The 21273-nt window shown below is 64.3% G+C and carries 18 protein-coding genes and 1 pseudogene; 11 read left to right on the top strand and 8 right to left on the bottom strand.

Annotation, left to right across the window (positions count from 1 at the left end):
* Positions 1-248 precede the first annotated feature (248 nt).
* The 9 genes and pseudogenes from FHR20_RS21415 to FHR20_RS21380 all read left to right on the top strand — a co-directional run bounded on the left by FHR20_RS21415 (position 249) and on the right by FHR20_RS21380 (position 11675).
* Positions 249-1904, top strand: coding sequence for a Mu transposase C-terminal domain-containing protein (locus FHR20_RS21415; protein ID WP_167301472.1), 1656 nt, complete (start codon positions 249-251; stop codon positions 1902-1904).
* Positions 1901-2824: a TniB family NTP-binding protein gene (locus FHR20_RS21410; protein WP_167301471.1), complete on the top strand. Its 924-nt coding sequence runs from the start codon at positions 1901-1903 to the stop codon at positions 2822-2824. The genes FHR20_RS21415 and FHR20_RS21410 overlap by 4 nt, the downstream gene beginning before the upstream one ends.
* A pseudogene (locus FHR20_RS23265) lies at positions 2742-3233 on the top strand (TniQ family protein); the annotation flags it as partial. The gene FHR20_RS21410 and the pseudogene FHR20_RS23265, both read left to right, overlap by 83 nt.
* 57 nt (positions 3234-3290) lie before the next feature.
* A complete protein-coding gene (locus FHR20_RS22955) occupies positions 3291-4004 on the top strand; it encodes a hypothetical protein (protein WP_029548570.1) in 714 nt (237 codons plus the stop codon).
* A 63-nt stretch (positions 4005-4067) separates the two neighbouring features.
* Positions 4068-4481 (top strand): hypothetical protein, encoded by a 414-nt coding sequence (locus FHR20_RS21400; RefSeq protein ID WP_020372088.1) that lies wholly within the window; start codon positions 4068-4070, stop codon positions 4479-4481.
* Positions 4482-4540: 59 nt separating this feature from the next.
* Positions 4541-5821 (top strand): TolC family protein, encoded by a 1281-nt coding sequence (locus FHR20_RS21395; RefSeq protein ID WP_167301470.1) that lies wholly within the window; start codon positions 4541-4543, stop codon positions 5819-5821.
* A complete protein-coding gene (locus FHR20_RS21390) occupies positions 5821-7071 on the top strand; it encodes an efflux RND transporter periplasmic adaptor subunit (RefSeq protein ID WP_016744737.1) in 1251 nt (416 codons plus the stop codon). Before FHR20_RS21395 ends, FHR20_RS21390 begins: the two co-directional genes overlap by 1 nt.
* Positions 7061-10282, top strand: a complete 3222-nt coding sequence (locus FHR20_RS21385; RefSeq protein WP_016744736.1) for an efflux RND transporter permease subunit — start codon at positions 7061-7063, stop codon at positions 10280-10282. Before FHR20_RS21390 ends, FHR20_RS21385 begins: the two co-directional genes overlap by 11 nt.
* Before the next feature lie 58 nt (positions 10283-10340).
* Positions 10341-11675 (top strand): MFS transporter, encoded by a 1335-nt coding sequence (locus FHR20_RS21380; RefSeq protein WP_167301469.1) that lies wholly within the window; start codon positions 10341-10343, stop codon positions 11673-11675.
* Positions 11676-11730: 55 nt separating this feature from the next.
* Here FHR20_RS21380 and FHR20_RS21375 read toward each other — a convergent pair whose 3' ends face one another.
* The 5 genes from FHR20_RS21375 to FHR20_RS21355 form a co-directional block, all read right to left on the bottom strand.
* Positions 11731-12060, bottom strand: coding sequence for a DUF6488 family protein (locus tag FHR20_RS21375; protein ID WP_016744734.1), 330 nt, complete (start codon positions 12058-12060; stop codon positions 11731-11733).
* Positions 12061-12091: 31 nt separating this feature from the next.
* Positions 12092-12685 (bottom strand): hypothetical protein, encoded by a 594-nt coding sequence (locus FHR20_RS21370; protein ID WP_167301468.1) that lies wholly within the window; start codon positions 12683-12685, stop codon positions 12092-12094.
* Positions 12682-13344, bottom strand: coding sequence for a HupE/UreJ family protein (locus tag FHR20_RS21365; RefSeq protein WP_016744732.1), 663 nt, complete (start codon positions 13342-13344; stop codon positions 12682-12684). Before FHR20_RS21365 ends, FHR20_RS21370 begins: the two co-directional genes overlap by 4 nt.
* A gap of 168 nt (positions 13345-13512) precedes the next feature.
* Complete coding sequence (locus tag FHR20_RS21360; protein WP_016744731.1) at positions 13513-13815, bottom strand: hypothetical protein; 303 nt, start codon at positions 13813-13815, stop codon at positions 13513-13515.
* A gap of 136 nt (positions 13816-13951) precedes the next feature.
* Positions 13952-14842, bottom strand: a complete 891-nt coding sequence (locus FHR20_RS21355) for a recombinase family protein (protein WP_016744730.1) — start codon at positions 14840-14842, stop codon at positions 13952-13954.
* Positions 14843-15302: 460 nt separating this feature from the next.
* Between FHR20_RS21355 and FHR20_RS21350 the strand changes: the two genes are divergently transcribed.
* On the top strand, positions 15303-16244 hold the full coding sequence (locus tag FHR20_RS21350) for a hypothetical protein (protein ID WP_167301467.1): 942 nt from the start codon (positions 15303-15305) through the stop codon (positions 16242-16244).
* Here the strand turns inward: FHR20_RS21350 and FHR20_RS21345 are convergent.
* From FHR20_RS21345 to FHR20_RS21335, 3 genes are all read right to left on the bottom strand, one after another.
* A complete protein-coding gene (locus tag FHR20_RS21345; protein WP_167301466.1) occupies positions 16224-17237 on the bottom strand; it encodes a ParB/RepB/Spo0J family partition protein in 1014 nt (337 codons plus the stop codon). The two genes, FHR20_RS21350 and FHR20_RS21345, sit on opposite strands and share 21 nt — an antisense overlap.
* 79 nt (positions 17238-17316) lie before the next feature.
* Complete coding sequence (locus tag FHR20_RS21340) at positions 17317-18519, bottom strand: AAA family ATPase (protein WP_167301465.1); 1203 nt, start codon at positions 18517-18519, stop codon at positions 17317-17319.
* A gap of 168 nt (positions 18520-18687) precedes the next feature.
* Entirely contained in the window at positions 18688-19776 is a 1089-nt protein-coding gene (locus tag FHR20_RS21335; RefSeq protein ID WP_167301474.1) for a replication initiation protein, read from the bottom strand.
* Between the two features lie 636 nt (positions 19777-20412).
* Here FHR20_RS21335 and FHR20_RS21330 point away from each other — a divergent pair.
* On the top strand, positions 20413-21267 hold the full coding sequence (locus tag FHR20_RS21330; protein ID WP_167301464.1) for a DUF7146 domain-containing protein: 855 nt from the start codon (positions 20413-20415) through the stop codon (positions 21265-21267).
* The last annotated feature ends 6 nt before the right edge of the window (positions 21268-21273 follow it).

The raw sequence follows: 21273 nt of genomic DNA, 5'->3' as shown, positions 1-21273 counted from the left end.
CGGCAGGACAGCCTCAGGCGGCGCTACGGGGATTTCTGGCCCTTCCCGGGCGGTTTCGGTGCTCACGACGCGCCTCGCTCCTCAGCCGCGCTTGTTGTCAGTTTGACCAAACGGACAGACCGAAATTGCCAGGCTTTTCAATCTTCATCTATCCCAAATACCTCCGGACTCTCGCCCGTCCATCCCGTTTCTGATACAATACCGGTGGACCCGGCAACACGAGTCCCTGGCAAGATCGGGGATAGGTCATGGCCGAAACGGGCACAGCTCTTACGAGAGCGGATTCTACAGCCTGGAGCATTGCTTGCAATCGCGAGCCGGCTATTCGTGCACTCGCCAGCCTGCCCAAGATTACCCGCGCTGCGATGTTGAACGCGAGCGCGGAGCTGGGCCTGAGCAGGTCGCGCGTCGTTGAGCTTGTCGCCCGCTATCGCGCTGAGCCCGTTACCAGCTCCCTCGTCGATCGGCCCGAAGGTTTTCCCAAAGGGCGTCGCCGACTGGCGCCGGAGATCGACCAAGTGATCGCCTCCGAAATCGAACGGTTCTACTTGACGCGCCCCAAACCGACCCTCGCGAGATTGCAGCGCGACATCCGGCATGCCTGTTATGAACGCGGCCTTCGCGCGCCCACTCGCAAGACTATCGCCGCGCGCGTTGCCGCGATTGACCGAGAACGCCTCACCAGAACGCGCGAAGGCGCGAAGGCAGCGTCTGATCGATACCGACCCGTGATTCGATCTTACACTGCCGACTACCCGCTGCAGATCGTACAAATAGACCACACACCCGCCGATATCATCATCGTCGACGAGCATTTCCGCAAACCGCTTGGCCGACCAACGCTCACCCTCCAGATCGACATAGCGACCCGAGTCATTCCGGGCTTCTACATCTCGCTCGAGAAACCCTCAGCTACGTCTGTAGGCATGGCGATCCGCCATGCGGTCCTGCCAAAGGCAGCCTGGCTTCAAGAACGCGAGATCAATCTCGACTATCCCGTCTTTGGCATCCCCGAAACTCTGCATCTCGACAATGCCGCAGAGTTTAGGTCCAGGGCGCTCGAGCGTGGCTGTGAGCAGCATGGCATCGACCTCAAGCACCGCCCCCGGCGCACGCCGCACTACGGTGGCCACATCGAACGCTTGATCGGAACCGCGGTCGGCGCCGTGCATCTCCTACCGGGTACGACCTTCTCAAACATCCAGGCCAAAGGCGACTACGACGCGGAGGGCCAAGCCTGCATGACGCTGCGCGAGTTCGAGCGCTGGTTTACACTCGAGGTCGGCGTCTATCATGGCTCGATTCACAGCGAGCTTGGCGTTCCTCCGCTCACGGCCTGGGCTGACGGGCTCGGGAGCCGCGCTGACCCGCTCCGGCTCCCGGCTGATCCCGCTCGCTTCCTCTTCAACTTTCTCCCGTTCGAGATGCGGAAGGTCAGGCGTGAGGGTATCGAGCTGTTCCATGCATTTTACTGGCATGGCAGTTTGTCCGGCCTCCTCGCGAACTGCGATCACAAGCTCCCGATCAAGTATAATCCGCTCAACCTCTCGGCTGTCTACGTCGAGCTGTCCGATACCGAGCATTTGACGGTTCCGCTCCGTGATCGGCGGCGGCCTGCCATCACGAAGTTCGAGCACGACCTCGCGGTGCGAGCACTGCGCGAACGCGGGCGTCAGGCCGTCGACGAGCAATCGCTGTTTGACATGGTGAACGAGCAGCGGCGCATCGTCCTCGAAGCGGCCCACAAGACCAAGGCTGCGCGAAAATCCGCCCAGCGCATCGCCTATGCGCTGGAGGCTGGCCTCCCTCCTGCCACCGCAGTTCCTTCAATGGCTTTGCCGGTATCGTCCGAGCCGGAGGATAGCGCGCCTATCGTTCCATTCCAGATCGAGGAGCGACTATGACCGACCTCTACGATCATCTGTTTCCGGCATATCGCGAGCAGGCAGGGTTATCCGACGACGAACGCATCGACTGGCTGAGACGCGATCGATGGCTATCGCTGCCACAATCCGAAGCCGCGCTCGGCAGGCTCGAAGATCTGCTGACCTATCCCCCGCGCGGCCGCATGCCCTGCCTCCTGCTTTTCGGTTCCACTGGCATGGGCAAGAGCGAGATCCTCAATCGCTTCGCAGAGCTGCACTCAACCCGGTACGATAAGAATGCCGGCCTTACGATTATGCCGGTCGTCATGGTCCAGATGCCGCCACAGCCTACCGAGGAAGAGTTCTACACCGAGCTTATGCTGGCTATGAACTACTCCGAGTTCGACCATATCTCCCTGCGATCACTGCGCTCTCTGGCCCGTCGCACCCTCGGGGAATTCGGGACCAAGGTGCTGGTTCTGGACGAAATCGACAAGATGCTGGCGGGCTCGCCGCGCCAGCAGCGGATTTTTCTCAACACCATTCGCTTTCTGACCAACGACCTCAGAATTCCGATCGTGTGCGCGGGCACGGAAGATGCGCGTATCGCGATCCTCACCGATCCCAATCTCGCCGACCGCTTCGCCGCATTCGAGCTTTCACCCTGGCGCAACGATCACGCCCTGCGCCAGCTCATGGCGAGCTTCGCCGGTCTGCTCCCCTTGCGCCGCCCTTCCCTGCTCGATGAAGCTGAGGTCCGCCAGCGCGTCATCGCATTGAGTGAGGGCGTGACAGGCCGAATCTTCCGGTTGATGGAGGCTGTCGCGATCGCGGCGATCCGAAGCGGCCGCGAGATGATCGACGCCGACAGCTTCGATGATGAGCAGCTATTGCTCCCGCTCGTCTCGATGCAGGTCATCGCCAGTGCCAAGCGGGCATTGCGGCGCCGTGCGGCATGAAAATCCTTTCGCTGACGAACTGCTGACGTCCTGGCACGCGCGTCAGCGCCATTCCCGCCGAGGGCGAGCGCTACCGGAGCCAAAGGCTGTCCGAAATCGCAAGGGCGACTGGCGCCACCCGGATATTCGCCCGACAAGAGCCTGGCTCAATGGGACTGCCGACGACCTCAACGTGCCGGCGACGCGCTTAGTCGAACATAGTCTTGCGAAGCACTATCCCTACTTACCGGTCGATTTTCTGGCTTGGGAACACCCGCCGGGCTCAGCCGGTTCTACCGGGCTGATCCCGGTGCCGCGGCTGCACGTCAGTTGGTGCAGCCGGTGCCTCGCGGAAGATTTCGCATCCGACCGGCCAGCGCACGTCCGGCGTCAGTGGGTACTGGCCGCTGTGGGCTATTGCCATCGGCACCGCTGGCCGCTGGAGGATCGTTGTAATGGTTGCGGATCGCGGACATGGCGATTTGCGATGCCCGCGCGCGGTCCGCTGCGGATGATTTGCGATGCCTGCTGGCAACCGATGGAAAGAACCTCGGCCCCGGCCATTTATGCCGGGAAGGACGCCCTGCTCTGCTGGGATCATGTTATTGCGTTCGAGCAGCAATGCATAGGCGCGATAAAGGGTAGGACCCCCGACCAGTTCCGCTTCAACTTCACGTCGGCCGACCAACTCCTCAACGAGGTTCGAGGCATTTGCCGCCTCCTGACCAGGAAGCCGCCAAACGACGAATATTGGTGGTGCAGGACACGGAACATCCCGCTGAACGATTTCGCGTGCGACGCGATGACGCCCGGTTACATGGGCCTCCAATTCTATTCGAGCGACACTCTCAACCCGCTCGCCGCCGCATCGCCGCTCCTGCGCCGGCGCCTGCTTGCCGCCGCTTGCGGCATCATCGAGACCAATCCCGAGATAGGCGCCGCGCTTTTTGGTCCTGACGCACCGTCAGCGATCGAACGGTTCATTGCCAGAGCAGATCGTGGCGTGCTCGATCGCTTGCTGATGACAGACGGACACTGGTCTTCCGCCTTTATCTCTCAGATCAAAGCCGCACGAGAGCGAATGGCCCGCCGGTTCACGATCTCGAAGCTGGAAGCGGCGCATCGAGCGATACGCAACGTATTCGCCCATGCATCGACAAACGAACAAACCGAACCTCGCGATCTCGCTGGCCAAAGCTGATTCCATGTCGTTGGAAGCGGTTACTGATTGAGCCCCCGCCCTTCACCGGCTAGAACCCCATCCATGCGCATTTCGAGGCTCTTCCTGGCGAACCGGTTTTGGGCGATGTTTTGTATCGCCTTGGCCGTCGTCTTTGCTGGCGCCTCGCTTTCCACGTCTATCGACAAGATCCAGCATGCGCCGGGTGTTTCGTTCGAACACGACCATTCCTTATTCAGCGATGCTTCCATCATACAAGACCATGCCGACGATCATCACGTGCCCCAACCCGGCGACAACGATCCGTCCGACCATCTACCCGGCAGCCATCACCATCATGGCGATGGCGGCTCGGCTGTGCCGGTGACGGCCTCGGCGGATTCCGTCCAAGTCGCTTTGTCCAGCGAACTGCTCGGGCTTGCGCCGGATAACCAGACACCAGGCCTGCGCATTCCCGGCCCCGAACGACCTCCCAAGAGCCTCGCGATCCCAAGCTGAGCCGCCGCGTCATGTGAGGCGCGGCATCTGCCACGCCTGCTCGTGAGGCCGTTCTTGTCATGCTTTCCATCCTCGTTGCGCGCCGACCGGCGCGTTTGCGGCGCGCGCTTGCGATAGGCGCAGCGCTGGCCGCCCTGTCCGCGCCTTCAATCGGCGCGGCGCAGTCCCTCAGCCTGTCGGATGCGCTGTCGCGCGTCGCATCCGGCGATCCTTCCGTCGCAGCGAACGCCGCGCGGCTCCGTGCGGCCGATGCCGCCATTACCCAAGCCGATGTGCGGCCACGCGATGTCGTCGGCGTCGATGTCGAGGATTTCGCGGGCACCGGCCCCTATTCCCCGCTCGAACGATCGCAGACCACCGCCTGGTATGAGCGAACGTGGGAACGCGGCGGCAAGCGCGAAGCCCGCATCGGTGCGGCCCGCTCGGACCTGGGCATCGCTGTCGAGCGCAACCGCCTACGGATGCTCGACCTCTTGGCCCAGGTGCAAGCCGCCTGGGTCGATGCGCTGGCAGCCGAAGCAGTGATCTCTATTGCCGAACAGCGCCTCGCCGCCGCCCAGCGCGTGGAAGCGGAGACCGGCCGCCGTGTCGGGCGCGCGCTCGATCCGCTGTTCGCGGGCGAACGGGCGAGGACCGCCGTGGCGCAAGCCCGCATCGCGCTCGATCAGGCGCGGGAGACTGCGCGGATCGCCCGCGCCAGTCTCGCTGCCTTCTGGGGCGGCACGGCCGATTACAATCTCGATCCCTCGCCGTTCGGGATCGCTACCCCCGGCGCGACGGCGGCCGAGGACAGTCCCGACCTCGCCCTGCTCGCCGCCGAGCGCGACGCTGCCGGTGCCCGCGTGCGGCTTGCGGAGACCGGCAATGCCGGCGACCCGACCGCGCGGGTTGGCGTTCGCCATTTCGGGCAAGGCAATGACGTGGCGATTATAGTTGGCGGCTCGATCCCGCTCGGCAACCGCGCCGCCAATCGCGGCAATGTCGCGCGCGCCAATGCCGAAGCTCAGGCCGCCGAAGCCGAGATCGCCGTCGCGCGGGTGCAGGTGCGGCGTGAAATCGACCGGCTGACAGCCGAACGGGCGAGCCTTGCCGCCGAGATCGTCCGGATCGAACGCGAGGTTCTGCCGAGCGCGGAGCGCGCGGTGGTGCTGGTGCGCGATGGTTTCGCGCGCGGCGGCACCGCCTTCACCTTCCTCGAAGTCAACCAGGCCCAGCAGGCCGTCGTCGATGCCCGGTCCCGCCGGGTCGAGCTGCTGCGCCGCTTCCATCTCGATGGCGCCCGGCTCGACCGGCTGACCGGTCGCCATGCCTCCCTCCTTGCCAGCGCGGAGAACCGCTGATGACACGATCCTTCCTTTTCGCGGGCTCGCTGCTCGCTCTTTCCCTGCTCGCCGGATGCGGCGAGTCCCCTGCCACCAAGGAGGCGGCCGAACCCAAGGCGGCCGCTGCCGCCGACGACTATGAACGCGGGCCGCATCGCGGGCGAATGCTGCGCGACGGCGATTTCGCGGTCGAGATCACCATCTTCGAGGATGGCGTAGATCCCGAGTTCCACGTCTATGCCTACCGGAAAGACAAGCCCATTCCGCCAGGCGAAGTCCAGCTTGCGATCGAGCTGTCGCGCCTTGGCGGCAAGGTCGATCGTTTTGCCTTCACCCCGCAGGAGGACTATCTGCGCGGCGGCGGTGTGGTGATCGAGCCTCATTCGTTCGACGTGAAGGTGCGCGCGGTCGAAGGCGGCCGCACGCACAACTGGACCTACGCCTCCTATGAGGGCCGGACGACGATTTCGGCCGAGGCGGCGCGGGCCGGAGGCGTCAAGACCGAGCGCGCGGGTTCCGCGACCGTTGCCGAGCTGATCGACATGGGCGGGCGGATCGAGATCACGCCCGAAGGCAAGGCCGATGTCCGCGCCCGGCTTCCCGGCCAGATCGTCTGGATGACCGGCAAGCTGGGCGATCGGGTCAGCCGGGGGCAGACACTCCTGCGCGTCGAGTCCAGCCATTCGCTCCAGACCTACGCGGTGCCGGCGCCGATCAGCGGCACCATCATCGAGAAGAACGCCAATGTCGGCGACACCACCGGCGACCGGGCGCTGTTCGTGGTTGCCGATCCCACGAAGCTCCATGCCGAGTTCTTCGTCTATCCCCGCGACGCCGAGCGCGTGCGCGTGGGCCAGCGGGTGAGCGTGCGAAGCCTGTCGGGCGAAGCGAAGCTCGACGCGCCCGTGGAAGCCGTGCTGCCGACCGCGGACGTCGCCAGCCAGACGATGATGGCGCATGTCCATCTGCCGCCCGAAGCGTCGCGAACCTTCCGCCCCGGCATGGGCGTCGAGGGATCGTTCGCCGTGGCCGAAGCGCAAGTGCCGCTCGCGGTCAGGACCAAGGCCATCCAGCGGTTCCGCGATTTCGAGGTGGTCTATGCCAGGGTCGGCAACACCTACGAGGTGCGGATGCTGGAGATCGGGCGGCGCACGCCTGAATGGACCGAAGTGCTCGGCGGCCTCGAACCCGGCACCGAATATGTGACCGACGGCGCTTTCCTGATCCGCGCCGACATCGACAAGTCGGGGGCCAGCCATGACCACTGAGACCGCCACCCACAAGCATACGCCCTTGCTTGAACGCCCACCTCTTCTGGAAAAGATTGTCGCCTCCGCGATCCGCTTCCGCTGGGCCGTGCTGGTCGTTGTCGCGCTGCTCTGCGGCATCGGCGTCTGGGCCTTCCAGCGCCTGCCGATCGACGCGACGCCGGACATCACCAACGTCCAGGTGCAGATCAACAGCGAAGCGACCGGCTTCTCGCCGCTCGAAGCCGAGCAGCGCGTCACCTTCCCGGTCGAGACCGCGATCGCCGGTTTGCCGGGCCTGCAATATACCCGCTCGATCTCGCGCTACGGTCTTTCCCAGGTAACGGCCGTGTTCGAGGACGGCACCAATATCTACTTTGCGCGCCAGCTCATCAACGAACGGCTCCAGACGGCGCGCGACCAGCTTCCCGATGGCGTCGCGCCCGAGATGGGGCCGATCGCCACCGGGCTGGGCGAGATCTTCATGTATACGCTGGAAGCGGCGCCGAATGCCCGCAAGCCGGATGGGAGCCGCTATACACCCGAAGATCTGCGCACGCTTCAGGATTGGGTGATCCGGCCCCAGCTCAGGAACACCCCCGGCGTCACCGAGGTCAACAGCATCGGCGGCTATGAGCGACAGTATCATGTGACGCCGCTGCCTGACCGGCTCTCGGCCTATGGGCTTACTCTCAACGATGTTGTCGAGGCATTGGGGCGCAACAACGCCAATGTCGGCGCGGGCTATGTCGAGCGCTACGGCGAGCAATATCTGGTCCGCGTGCCGGGCCAGGCGTCGGGCATCGACGATCTCAAGTCGATCATCGTAACCAATCGGGGCGGGATACCGATCCGCGTGGCCGATGTCGCCGATGTCGGCATGGGCGAAGAACTGCGCACCGGCGCGGCGACCGAGAACGGCCAGGAAGTCGTGCTCGGCACCGTGTTCATGCTGGCTGGTGAGAACAGCCGGATCGTCGCGCGCGCGGCCGCCGCGCGGCTCGAGGAAGCGGCCAGGGCGCTCCCGGCGGGCGTGAAGGCCGTGCCGATCTACGATCGCACCGATCTCGTCGAACGGGCGATCTGGACCGTCGAGAAGAACCTGCTCGAAGGTGCGCTGCTGGTGATCGTCGTCCTGTTCCTGCTGCTCGGCAATATCCGCGCGGCGCTCATCACGGCGGCGGTGATCCCGATTACCATGCTGATGACCATCACCGGCATGGTGCGCGCGGGCGTCTCGGGCAATCTCATGAGCCTGGGCGCGCTCGACTTCGGGCTGATCGTCGATGGCGCGGTCATCATCGTCGAGAACTGCCTGCGCCGGTTCGGCGAGGCACAGCACCAGCTAGGGCGGCTGCTGAAACGCGAGGAACGCTTCGCGCTCGCCGCGTCGGCGACGTCGGAGGTCATCCGGCCGTCGCTGTTCGGGATGCTCATCATCGCTCTGGTCTATGTGCCGATCTTCGCGCTCACCGGCGTCGAGGGGAAAATGTTCCACCCGATGGCGATCACCGTCGTCATGGCGCTGACCTTCGCGCTGATCCTGTCGCTGAGCTTCGTGCCGGCGGCAGTCGCGCTGTTCGTCACCGGCAAGGTTGAGGAGAAGGAAAGCCGTCTGATGGGCTGGGCGCGCAAGGTCTATGCGCCCGCGCTCGATGCCGCCCTGCGGCTCCGGGTTGCGTTCGTCGCGGGCGCGGTGGCGCTGGTCGCCATCGCGGGCTTTGCCGCGACGCGCATGGGATCGGAGTTCGTTCCCAATCTCGACGAGGGCGACATCGCGCTCCACGCCCTGCGCATCCCCGGCACAAGTCTCAGCCAGGCGATCCAGATGCAGACCACGCTCGAAGCGCGATTGAAGCGGTTCCCCGAGGTCGAGCGGATCGTCGCCAAGATCGGCACCGCCGAAGTGGCGACCGATCCGATGCCCCCTTCGGTCGCCGATACCTTTATAATGCTCAAGGATCGCAGCGAATGGCCGGACCCGCGCAAGCCCAAGGCCGAGCTGGTCCGCGAGATGCAGGAAGCCGCCGCGACCATTCCCGGCAACAATTACGAGTTCACCCAGCCGATCCAGATGCGATTCAACGAACTGCTGTCGGGCGTCCGGGCCGATGTCGCGATCAAGGTGTTCGGCGACGATCTCGATCAGTTGTTGGAGATCGGTCAGGCCGTCGAAGGCGTGGTGAGCGGCATCGAGGGCGCGCAGGATGTGAGCGTCGAGCAGGTTACGGGGCTGCCCGTCCTCCAGATCACGCCCGACCGGGCGGCGCTGGCGCGGCTCGGCCTCAACATCGGTGATATCCAGGAGGTGGTGGCGGTCTCGATCGGCGGCCGGGAGGCCGGGCGGATATTCGAGGGCGACCGGCGCTTCCCGGTGATCGTGCGATTGCCCGAGGACATCAGGAGCAAGGCCGACGAGATCGGGCGCTTGCGGATTCCGCTGGCAGGCAATGGCGCCAACCCGCGCGGGTTCGTGCCGCTCGCCGATGTCGCCAAGGTCGAGGTGGTGATCGGACCCAACCAGATCAGCCGCGAGGACGGCAAGCGCCGCGTCGTCGTGACCGCCAACGTGCGCGGGCGCGATCTCGGCTCGTTCATCGAGGAGCTTCAGCAAAAGGTGGACGCCGAGGTCGAAGTCCCCTCCGGCTATTGGGTGAGCTATGGCGGTACGTTCGAGCAATTGATCTCGGCGGCCGAGCGGCTGCGCCTGGTGGTGCCCGCCGCGCTGCTGCTGATCTTCGGCTTGCTCTACGGCCTGTTCCGATCCGCCAGGGATTCCGCCATCGTCTTCTCCGGCGTGCCGCTGGCGCTGACCGGCGGCGTGGCGGCGCTGCTGATCCGGGGTATGCCGCTCTCGATCTCGGCGGGTGTCGGGTTCATCGCGCTCTCGGGCGTGGCGGTCCTGAACGGCGTGGTGATGCTAAGCTTCATCCGGCAGCTCCGCGCCAGTGGCAACGGCCTTGAGGATGCGATCCGCGAAGGCGCCCTCACCAGGCTGAGACCCGTGCTGATGACCGCGCTGGTGGCAAGCCTCGGGTTCGTGCCGATGGCGTTCAACGTCGGCGCGGGCGCGGAAGTGCAGCGGCCGCTCGCAACAGTTGTGATCGGCGGCATCATCTCCTCGACACTGCTGACGCTGCTGGTCCTGCCCGCGCTCTATCGCCTCGTGCATGGCCGCAGGGCCGAACCCGAAACGCGAACGCCGCCGGACATGGCGCCCGCCATAAACTGACCCATGCCGCTCCCATGCGTCGATCGCGCATGGGAGCGGACAGTCTGAGGAATTGCCCATGCTCTCGGTTCTCGCCAATCGCACCTACCGCCACCTGTTCCTGGCGCAGATAATCGCGCTGGTCGGCACCGGCCTCGCCACGGTCGCGCTCGGCCTGCTCGCCTATGACATCGCCGGGGCCGATGCGGGGGCCGTGCTCGGCACGGCGATGGCGATCAAGATGATCGCCTATATCGGCGTCGCCCCGGCCGTCGGCGCCTATGCGAGCCGCTTGCCGCGCCGCAGCTTCCTTGTCGCGATGGACGTGATCCGTGGGCTGGTCGCGCTGGCGCTGCCGTTCGTCGATCAGGTCTGGCAGGTCTATTTCCTGATCTTCGTGCTGCAATCAGCCTCGGCCGGATTCACGCCCACCTTCCAGGCCACCATTCCTGACGTGCTGCCCGACGAGAAGGACTATACTAGCGCATTGTCGCTCTCGCGCCTCGCTTACGACATGGAAAGCCTGACCAGCCCGATGCTCGCCGCCGCGCTGCTGACGGTGATGAACTTCCACTGGCTGTTTTCGGGCACCGCGATCGGCTTTGCCTGCTCGGCGCTGCTGGTCCTGACGACGGTTCTGCCGCGTGCTGCCGCCGCCAAGCCAAAAGGCGGCATCTACGACAACACCACGCGCGGCGCCCGGCTCTATCTCAAGACGCCCCGGCTGCGCGGGCTGCTGGCGGTGACGCTCGCCGCCGCCGCCGCGAGCGCGATGGTGATCGTCAATACGCCGGTGCTGGTGCAGGCGGCGCTCGGGTTGGGGCAACGGGAGGTGGCGATCACGCTCGCCGCGTTCGGCGGCGGCTCGATGTTGGCCGCGCTGCTGCTGCCGCGCCTGCTCGACAAGCTGCCCGACCGCACGGTGATGCTTGCGGCGGCCCCGGCAATGACCATCGCGCTGGCCGCGCTGGCTCTCTCCTGGCGCGGTCATGCCTCGCCCGGCTATTGGAGCGTCATTCTCGCGGGGTGGGCGGTGCTCGGCATTGCCTATTCGGCGAGCATCACGCCGGGCGGCCGCCTGTTACGACGATCGTCGGGCGAAGCGGATCGGCCCGCCCTGTTCGCCGCGCAGTTCGCGCTCAGCCATGTGTGCTGGCTCGTCGCCTATCCGCTGGCTGGCCAGACCGGCGCGCAGGGTGGCATGGGCCTGGCGTTCGCGGTCGCCGCCGCGCTGTCGCTGATCGGCGTGGGACTAGCGTTCCTGATCTGGCCAAAGGAGGATGCCGACGTGGTGGAGCACGATCACGCCGCCCTTCCGCCCGACCATCCCCATCTCGCCGAAGGCCATCCGCAGGGTCGCGCGGCCCATATATTCGTGATCGACGAACTGCATCCGCACTGGCCGATCCGATAGGATCGCGGAGTCGGAAAAGCGGACGCCGGGGGATGGCCCCGGCGTCCTTGCAGGGTCAAGGCTGGCGGAAGTCGCCCAAGACGAACTGGCCGCCTGCCGTCAGCACGACATGGAACAGCTTGCGCGCCGCATTCGGTTCGGCTTCGTTGCGAAAGGTCACGATCGTCTGGCGCTGACCCTGGCTGGTGCGCTCGCGCGTGCCGGCAACGGTCGCCTTCGACCAGCTCGCCGGCAGCTTCGCCTGGCTGATGAGCCGCACCACATTGTCGCGGGCGGTCTGCTGGGGGGTGCGCGCCTCATGCTCCTCGTCGTCATGGTCGGGATGGGCGAGCGCCGGGGCAGCATGGAGCGCGAAGGCGGCAAGAGCGATAAGAGCAATACGCATGGAAATATCCTTTTCAGATTGGAAATGAGGTTCAGGGAAGCGCGGCGAACTTCTCGAAGTCGCCGGTTGCGGTCACGGTGATGGTGACGGGCTGGTCGGTGCGGTTCTTCCAATACCAGCCATGCGTGCCGTCGAAGGGCGCGCGGAACTTGCCCGATGCGCCAGCCGAGCTGCCTTTCTCATAGCTCGTATAGTCGTCGCTCGCAGCGCCTGCCGGCTCGCCGTGCAGCTCGAAACGGACCTCCGCGCCATCCGTGGCCCAGCGATAGTCGAACTCGCCGCCCGCCTTCATGGTCGCCTTGACCTCACGGCCTTCATTGGGAGCGAGCGTCAGCTTCACCTCGACGCGTTCCCCGGCCTTCAGCGCGGGCGCCGGGGATGCGGCGGGCGCTGCGGCCACGGGCGTCGCCGGGACGGCATGGCTTGCGGCTTCCGCCCGCTTGACCTTGCCCATCTCGGTCAGCCCGAGCAAGCGGCCGACGCCGGTGGGATCGACGCCATATTCGGCCGGAAGCACGGTCGTCACGAGAATGACGGCGGCGGCTCCGAGAGCGATCAGGGTCGCGCGGTTGAGCTGGCGCAGGCTCGGCAACTCCCCGATGCCGGGTTGCGGAACTTGGTTCATGATGCGGCTCCTTCCAGAGCAAAGCCCGCGAGCTGATAGCCGGTGAGCACGAAGCCCGCGGTCATCAGCACGACGTTGGCGGTGAAGGCATGGGCCGAAAAGCTGCGCGTGCGCCGCCAGTAGCCCATGACGATAAGGATGGCGGCGAGCGCGAGGATCTGCCCGATCTCGACGCCGACATTGAACGAGAGGAGATTGACGATCAGCCCATCCGGGGACAGCGAGAAGTCTTGTAGCTTGGTCGCAAGGCCGAAGCCGTGGAACAGGCCGAAGATCAGCACCGCCGCCTTGGTATTGGGCTGGACGCCGAACCATCGCTGGAACGCGCCGAGGTTGTCGAGCGCCTTGTAAACGACCGACAGGCCGATGATCGCATCGACCAGATAGGCGCTGACATTCGTGCCCATGAGGACGCCCGCGATCAGCGTCGTCGAGTGACCGATCGCGAACAGCGTCACATAGGCGGCGATGTCCTTCATCCGGTAGAGGAAGAAGATCACGCCGAACAGGAACAGCAGATGGTCGTAGCCCGTCACCATATGCTTGGCGCCGAGATAGAGGAACGCGCCGATCTGTGGCCCGCTCGTCTGTTCGATATAGCCCTGATCGCCCTCGGCGACGCCGTGCGCGAAAGCCGCGCCAGCGAAGGAAAAGGCCATCAGGGCAAGGAGGACCGTGCGGCAAATCGCCGGAGGTCTGGCCCGTAAGGAATTCATGACATGACTTTCCTGAGCGCCGGACGGGCAAGCGGCCCGCCAGGCACATGCCTGGAGAAACGGCGCGAAACAAACCCGCACCGCGTTCACGCGGCGGCTGCCGCATCAGGCTCAGGCGGCGGGTGGCTCGAGCAGCGGCGCGAGAACGGCCGATGGCAGTTGCGGTTGGTTGTGCGGCCAGTGTCGGGGCGCTCGGTCAAGCCTCGTCGCCGGGACCGGCGCCGCATACGCGAGCCGGTCGACGAGCAGATGAACATGGGCGCTGGTCCCGTCCGATTCATGATCGGTATCGGGCGCATCGCTAGGGCTATGGCCATGCCCGGCATGATGATGTTCGGCCGTGAGCGCGTGATCGTGGCTGATCGACGCGATCGGACCGCCGTGGGAGAAAGCCAGCGTCAGCACGAACAGCAAGGAAAGTAGCCGGACGATCAACATAGCAAGGTCGAGAGACCTTTCCTTCCAAAGTGTTCTTAAGCCCGAATCCTGCGAACTTCGCAATTCCTGACCGCGCTTATCTGCGAATTATTCGCAAAAAGGAAGCTCTGGATCAATCCTGGAGCAATTGCAGCTTCTGCGCTTGCCCAATCACCCGCCGCACGCCCTCGGGCGACCATGCCAATCCGCCGCGCGGCGTTGGCTCACGCAGATCTCGGGTCAGCCAGGACGCAATGTCCCGTAACGAGGAATCCGGATGCGTTTTCAGGCGATCGGCGACAAGCCGCGCGACCCGCGTATCAGGCGGCAGGCGCGGTGCCTGGTCAAGGATGATTGCATCGGCATAGCCGGCCTTTACCAGGGCTCGGCACGCTTTCACCAGAGTTCGCTCGCTGAACGAGCGCACGGGTGGCGTGATGGCGCGGATTTGCCGTAGGACTAGTGCCCAAGGCAGATGCGGCCGCAATCTGGCAACCGTCGGCAACCAGCGGTGCCGATCGTCGATCAACTCATTGAGATAGCGTTCCTTGAGGCTGTAGCGGATATCGGCGATCGCCGCCGGATCGCGTGCGCGCATCTTCGGGTTTCCAGGTTTAGCTCCTCGTGCAACGGCCGCCTTAAGACCGGCGCGGGTCCGCTCGCGGATCAGCGCACGCTCGAACTCCGCGAAGGCGCCGAGCATTTGCGTCATCAGCATGCCCTGCGCGCTCGATGTATCGATCGGATCGTTGATCGAGCGAAAATAGGCGCCCTTCCCCCTCAGGGTCTCCACGATCTCGAGCAGATGCGAAAGCGATCGTGCCAAACGGTCGATCCGAACCACCAGCAACGTATCGCCATGCCCGACGCGTGCGAGCGCACGCGCGAGGTTCGGACGATCGCGGCTGCCCCCGCTCGCCTTGTCCTCGAGGATCACCGTGCAGCCTTCGGCGCGCAGCGCACTGAGCTGGATGGCCGTGTCCTGCTCGTCGGTCGAGACCCGCGCGTAGCCGATCAAAGCCATTTGTCACATTCCATATAACGGGGTCAAACGACCGGTTGTCCCCGTACGATAGAGTTTTGAGCAAGTGGCGGCTGGTCTTGATCGCCATGAACGCGCGCCGGTGATCCAAGGAGAGAATGTTGCGCGCCGCGCCAGCGCCTATACCCGTGAGGGATTGAGCCCCCTCCCCACTCAAAGGTTCAAAAGCGCCCCAATCCGCGACTTTCCGGCGCTTTGCCAATGCCAGTCCAGTGGTTTGGTATCGGAGTCCGGAGGTTTGGGGTCAGCCTGACGCGCTACATCGCGGGAAACGCTGGAGTCCGGTCGTATAGGGAAACCGACACTTGTAGCCCACCTTATAAAGAACGGTCAAATCTGCTTATGTGATAAGTGCAATTATCACGGGTCCATGCAAAACAACGTACGAGAGAGGAAACCAACTACTGACTTTGGTTTCTCGGCGTGGCATCGTCGGTTACCCATGGCCCGCGACGACAACCCTCCCGCCGATGACCCTTTTCTCCTGCTGGGGCGCCTCGACGGCCGCCTGCAGGGTAGCACAAGCGCGGACATCTTTCTCGCCCGTTCGCGTCTTGAAGGAGCCTCCGCCCTTTGCGGCCTCGCCGGCGTGCCGATCGCAGTGAGAGACCTGCAAGACTGGATCGCGGGCCGCACGCCCCCTCCCCGCTCGTCCGAGGGACTCAACGATCCGATCTCGGTGGCGGCCATCTTCCACATCGCCCTCAGCCGGGATGAGGACCTCAGCGACCCACTCGCCCGCGCGACGCTGAATGCGCTACGTTCCGTTTTGGACGATCGCGCTGAAGCGGAAACCTATGCGACGTCGGACCTCGCCCATTTCGGTCCACTTTGGCGGCAAGTGCAGGCGGCCGCAGACGCCCCCTTCCCTACTGGCGACCTCCTCAGCGTCGCGGACCGCATCTTCGAGCTGGCCGCATCCACCGAGCCAGCGCCCACAAGCGGATGGGATGTAGTTAGTCTCGATGGTCGGACGCTCAACCTTCCACCGCGCGGTCGCGACCGAAACTGGCTGCTTGCGGTCGCCGTGCCACGGATGCTCTACCGCGCCGGCTTCACCACGCGGGTCATCCCCTCTTTTATCCTGCTGCCAAAGTACCTGCCCCCCTCCCCCGCTGAGCTCGCCAGGCTGATGGTGCAGGCGATTGGCCGAACGGCTCAGACGGGGCTTCGGGAACTGGCTTCCCTCGAACGTGCGGCGGCGCGCATCCAATTGGATCTCCAGGCCACGAAGCGGAGCAAGGCTCCCCTGCTCGCTCGGCTCCAACTCTCCTACCCGGGACTTCAGCCCGCCGCGGTCGCGCGCCTTTTGAAGGTGACGCCCCAAGGTGCCCGCAAGCTCCTGGCGTCGGCCTCGTCCGCGTCACGCCCAGTGCTGATCTAGTACCGCTCGGATTGCCTCCTCCGCATCCTGGCGGGACGCTCCGCCCTTGCTCAGCAGGGTCAAGCGAATGCCCTTCCGGTCGGCGCCCTCAATCCGGAGCACCGGCTTCCCGGTTGAACTGGAGATGGTCTCCGGCTTTCCTGACCTCTTGGGGGATCCTGACCTCTTGGGGGGGTCTACCGCCAAGGTGAGCGCCTTGATCACATCGAGAACCGGCAGCGCCTCGCCGCTCGCCGCCTGCGCTTCGGAAAGCCGCGCTGCCTCCTTGTAGGCCCTCGCCTTACGGTCCTCCGGCTTCAGAAGGCCCTTAAGGGCCATCGCGTTGCGAATGCCAAGATCCTGCGGATTCACGAACGCCCGGGTCAGCTCCTCTGGCAGGCGCGCCAGATCGAGGTAGCGGGTCAGCCAGCTCTCGGAGACCTTGAGCCTCTCGGCCATGGTCTTCTGGCGGCCGTCGTAATAGGTGTCGAGCGCGCGCAGATAGTCCCTCGCCCGCTCAAGGTCAGTCAGGTCATCACGAGCCCGGTTCTCGATGTCGGCGAGTCGGAAAGCTTCCTCGTCCCCGATTTCGCGCACATCGACCAGGAACTTGAAGTCAGGATAATTGTGGGTTCTCAGCCAGGTGATCGACCAATGCCGCCGCGCTCCACAGATCACTTCGAAATCGAAGTCAGGATCGCCTGAGACTCGCCGCACGATCGCCGGCATCTCCTGGCGCCCCTGCGCCTTGATGCTCTCGATCAGATCGGCGCAGCGTTCCTCGGTAAGCAGCGCGTAGTCGCGGTTGTGGCCTGCCCACATTCGACAGCGCGCCGGATCGACAAGCTCATGCGTGCGATTGACGATCGCGCCGGAAGCAAGGTCTGCAAGCCTATTCGAGCGCCCCGTCAGCACGTTTGAAGCGAGGCCCGAGCGACGCGGTGGCGGAGTCTCCTCGGACAGGTCGATGCCCGCCGCCAGATCGGCCGCGAAGCCGGTGTTTTTCCTGCTCATTCGAGCCTCCCTCTAGCGAATTGCACGCGTGCAATTGTTCCTTGTTCTCGCAAAATTGCACGCGTGCAATTTCGGACTTTCACGCCAGCGCAGCCTTGCGCAACGCTGCCTGATGGCTTGGCCACATCGACCTGATATCGACTTCGATCTCCGCGTTCACGCCGTCGAGATAACCAAGGCAGCGATTGCGAACGGCCGAGCTGGTCGCAGGGCCATCAAGCTCATACACGGTCATCAGCCGGGCGGTTGCATTATCGATCTCGGCCGAATCCTTGAGTGGTGTCCGCACCATCGCATGCCCGAACAGCGTCCGCATCAAATGCAGCAGCTCCTTTTGCATCGACTTGTTCTCGTCGACCTTGGAGCCGACGAACCGCAAGAACTGAAGCTCCGGCGCCAAACCACGCTCGGCCAGCTGCTCGATTGTCTCATCAAGCATCGACAGGAATGCCGCCGTTGACGAGAAATCCATGACCGTCGGCGGCACCGGAACGACCAGAGCGTTCGCCGCGCGGAGAACCGACAGCGAGATGGCGCCCAGCGCCGGCGGTGGATCCATCACGATCACGTCGAAACGATCCGAAATACTCTCGACCCCCTCCTTCAAGCGGTCGAGAAGCCCGTCGCTTCCCCGCGCCATGCGCGCGGCCAGTTCATACTCCGAGTTGAACAGGCGGAGGTTCGCCGGGATCAGCTCGAGGCCATCGAAATGCGTCTTGCGCAGTGCGTAATCGAGCGATGACCGCTCGCCCTCCCGGAGAAACGGATAGAGCGTATCGTCCTCGCCGAGGTCGAGATCGGGAACGTAGCCGAACAGCGTCGTTGCAGAAGCCTGGCTATCGCAATCGACGAGGGCAACGCGATAGCCCCGGATCGCAAGATATTGGGCAAGGTGGACCGCTACCGTGGACTTGCCCACCCCGCCCTTGAAGTTCTGGACGGCAACGACACAGCACGGATCAGTTGGCGCCCGATAGGGACGGGTTCCGAACACCCCTCGCATGTCATTCAGCTGAGCCAGCGTATATCGTTCGCGTCGATTGGTGTCGGTCCGCGATGGCTCGGGAAGGCGCCCGTCCTTCTCCGCATCGCGGATCGCCGCCGGCGTTCGACCTACCAACTCGGCCGCCTTGCTGATCGTGAAGGTCGGCTCGCGCCGGTCATCAGCCCGCGCACTACGGGCTGAATCGCGCAGCTTCTCAAGCACTGACGAAGTTCGACTCGCAAGCGTCGCAACCGAGACGATCCGCTCGGCTTCCTCTATCTCGAGTCCGTTAGCCACATGACTACCTTTCGCAATTCGGCGTGTGGTACACCGACTTGCGCTTTTCGGTCAAGAAATGACGAACTTTCGAAAGTCGTCGTACCGTGAAGCCGCCATCGGGCTCGTTTTACCCGTCATCCTGACTCGGTGGGGGTCATCGAAATTGCACGCGTGCAATTCCTGCTCTCAGGGACGTCCCCGACGGTTGACCCAGCCCTCGCAGAATCCCTTCCAAGACGCGACCATCTTGGCACCCCGGACCTTTCCAAGGCGCTCACCCATATGCTCGCGATAGGCATCCGCGATCATGTTGATGTCCCAGCCACCGCCATGTGCACGGCCGATCGCCAGGAGTTCATCCTCGCCAAAATGAAGCGACCCACGCGGGAACGTCTTCTCCTCCGGCTTGGCTTTGGGAAGAACCTTCTTTGGCGCCGAAATCATCCCCTGCCCTGCCCGCGCGACGCTCACCGTCTCCACGCTACCGTCACGCCTCGATTCGCGTCCCGATGAGTGCCGATTTAGCTCATCCACCGTCTCGATGACCTCGGGTGCGCCCTTTGGCTCGAAGCGGAACTCCAGCTCGGTGACCGTCCGCCCCTGCCGGATCTCCCGCCACTCCACCCTGAAATGGGCCAGCTGATCGATCTCGGCCTTCGCCTTTTCCAGCACCTTCCGCCGCAACTGGGCGAAGTCAGCATAGACCTCCGGCGGAATGCCGAGCGCGGCGCGGAGCGCTTGCATGTCGCCCTTCCATGTGGCCTGCCTCCGATGCAGCCGGAGCGCGCCAAGCTCATAAAGTTTTAGAGCGTAGCTCGATCTGAAGCCAAGAACGGCCTGCCGGTTGAGCACCGCATAGGTCTCGGAAGCCTGGATGAGCTTCCGCGCGTCGGGCGTGAACTCCCATTCGATCCAACCCGCCTCGCCACCGTCCTCCTCCGTCTCCTCGCGCGATCGCGAGATGAGCGAAAAGCGGAGCGTGGCCTTCTTCCCTCGCCACGATTTGTCGTCGACTGCGAACAGCGTGCGATGGAGCTCCTCCAACATGTCGCTGATACGCTCATTGCCCTTGTGACCCCGGCGGATGTCTGCCTTGCGCATGCGATGCGGACGATCCTCCCAGGCATCCCCGCCCGCCGTAAGGATCATCAGCGCAAGCAATCGCGAGGCTGTCAGACTAAGAGACTCGCCCTTGACGAACTTAACCTCGATGATGTTGCCTGGTTTGGCGAACTGATCGCCACCTTTGGCCTTCAGCGCCGCCGCAACTCGCATCGCACGGCCTGGCGATGCTTCCTCGCCGCTCTGGTCTACTGCCTCGTCTATTTGGCCAGCGTCGGTTTCCATGCCATAATTACGATCAGTTGTGAGTCTCCGGTGCCTAGTTGCTGCCTGACCTGACCTCGTCCGTCAAGTCAGGTCAGGATCATCCGCCGCCCGGCCTCCCCCAATCGGTCAGGACAAATTTGCATGGCTGTGGGCAAGAATTCGAGGAACGCTGCCGAGTCGCGCGGCGCCCCCCAAACAATGCTCGCGAACCGCCTTTCCGATCGCTTCGTCGATCAGGGCGCCTCAAAACTAGGCCGAAGCACGCCAAGAATGACGCCCCCCCCCAATCGGTCAGGATTGCCCCAGCAGGTCAGGTATCGCCCCCCAACGGGACAGGTTGAAGCCCCCAATGGGTCAGTCAAACACCCCCGTCCGGTCAGGCAAAACGCCGTAGTCCGTTGATTTCTATGAGCTTTTCGTGCCCTGAATCTGAATCTTTTGAATCACGAATCCTTCCGCTGCGAGCAGCGGCGTTTTTAAAGATGATTCTTTGAGGAAGTTCACCCGAGTCGCACCCGTCGACAACTGGCACGTCGCTGAGGAGGGGAGAGGGGTCTAGGCTGGCGAGCAGGAGGTGAACCCATGCCGCTTACAGCCAAGAGGCCCACGCAGGAACTAGTCGACATCGTCGGGGCGCTCGGTGGTACCTGGAGCGGCTATATCGCGATGTGCCGCTGCCCAGCTCATAGCGACAGCGATCCAAGCCTGTCGATCCGCCAAGGTGATCGCGGGATCCTCGTTACCTGCTTTGCCGGATGCTCGCGAGAAGACGTCCTGCGGGAACTCCGCCGGGTCCGACCAGATCGCCACTATTCGGCACCCGAGGCAACCGGTCCGCAGCGCCCGGCCAATGTCGAGCGGCTCTGGGAGCAGGCTGGCGATGTTCGAGGCACCTTGGCCGAGCGCTATCTCGCTCGCCGCAACCTCCTTCCGCCGCCACGCGAGGTGCGCTTCCATCCGCGGTGCCCGTACATGCCGAAGCCGAAGACCATATTCGAGCCTGCCCTGCTGATCGCGGTGCGCGAGACCCGTCAACTGGTCGCCATTCAGAGGATTTTTCTCGACCCCGCGACCGCCGACTATACGCGCAAGGTAATGCTTGGCACGCCTGGGAACGGCTCGTGGCGGGGCGGGGAGGGGGGCACCATCCTTGCGATTGCCGAAGGCTTCGAAACCGCAGATGCGTTCGCTCGTCTCAACGCCATCCCCTGCTGGGCTTCTCTCGGCGCACGGCGGCTCGATCAACTGGTCATCCCGTCCGCGATCGATACGCTGCTCATCGCCCAGGACAATGACGCCGAAGGCCGACGCGCCGCCGACAAGGCGGAAAACCTTTATCGACGGCCGGGTCTGATTATCCGCCGGGCACCGCCCCCGGCAAAGTTCAAGGATTGGGCGAAAGCCCTCGACGCCACCGTCCAGCGCATCAGCGCCTAGGCGCTC

This window comes from Sphingomonas leidyi (assembly GCF_011761945.1).
Classification (GTDB): domain Bacteria; phylum Pseudomonadota; class Alphaproteobacteria; order Sphingomonadales; family Sphingomonadaceae; genus Sphingomonas; species Sphingomonas leidyi.
This window is presented reverse-complemented; position numbering and strand designations above follow the sequence as displayed.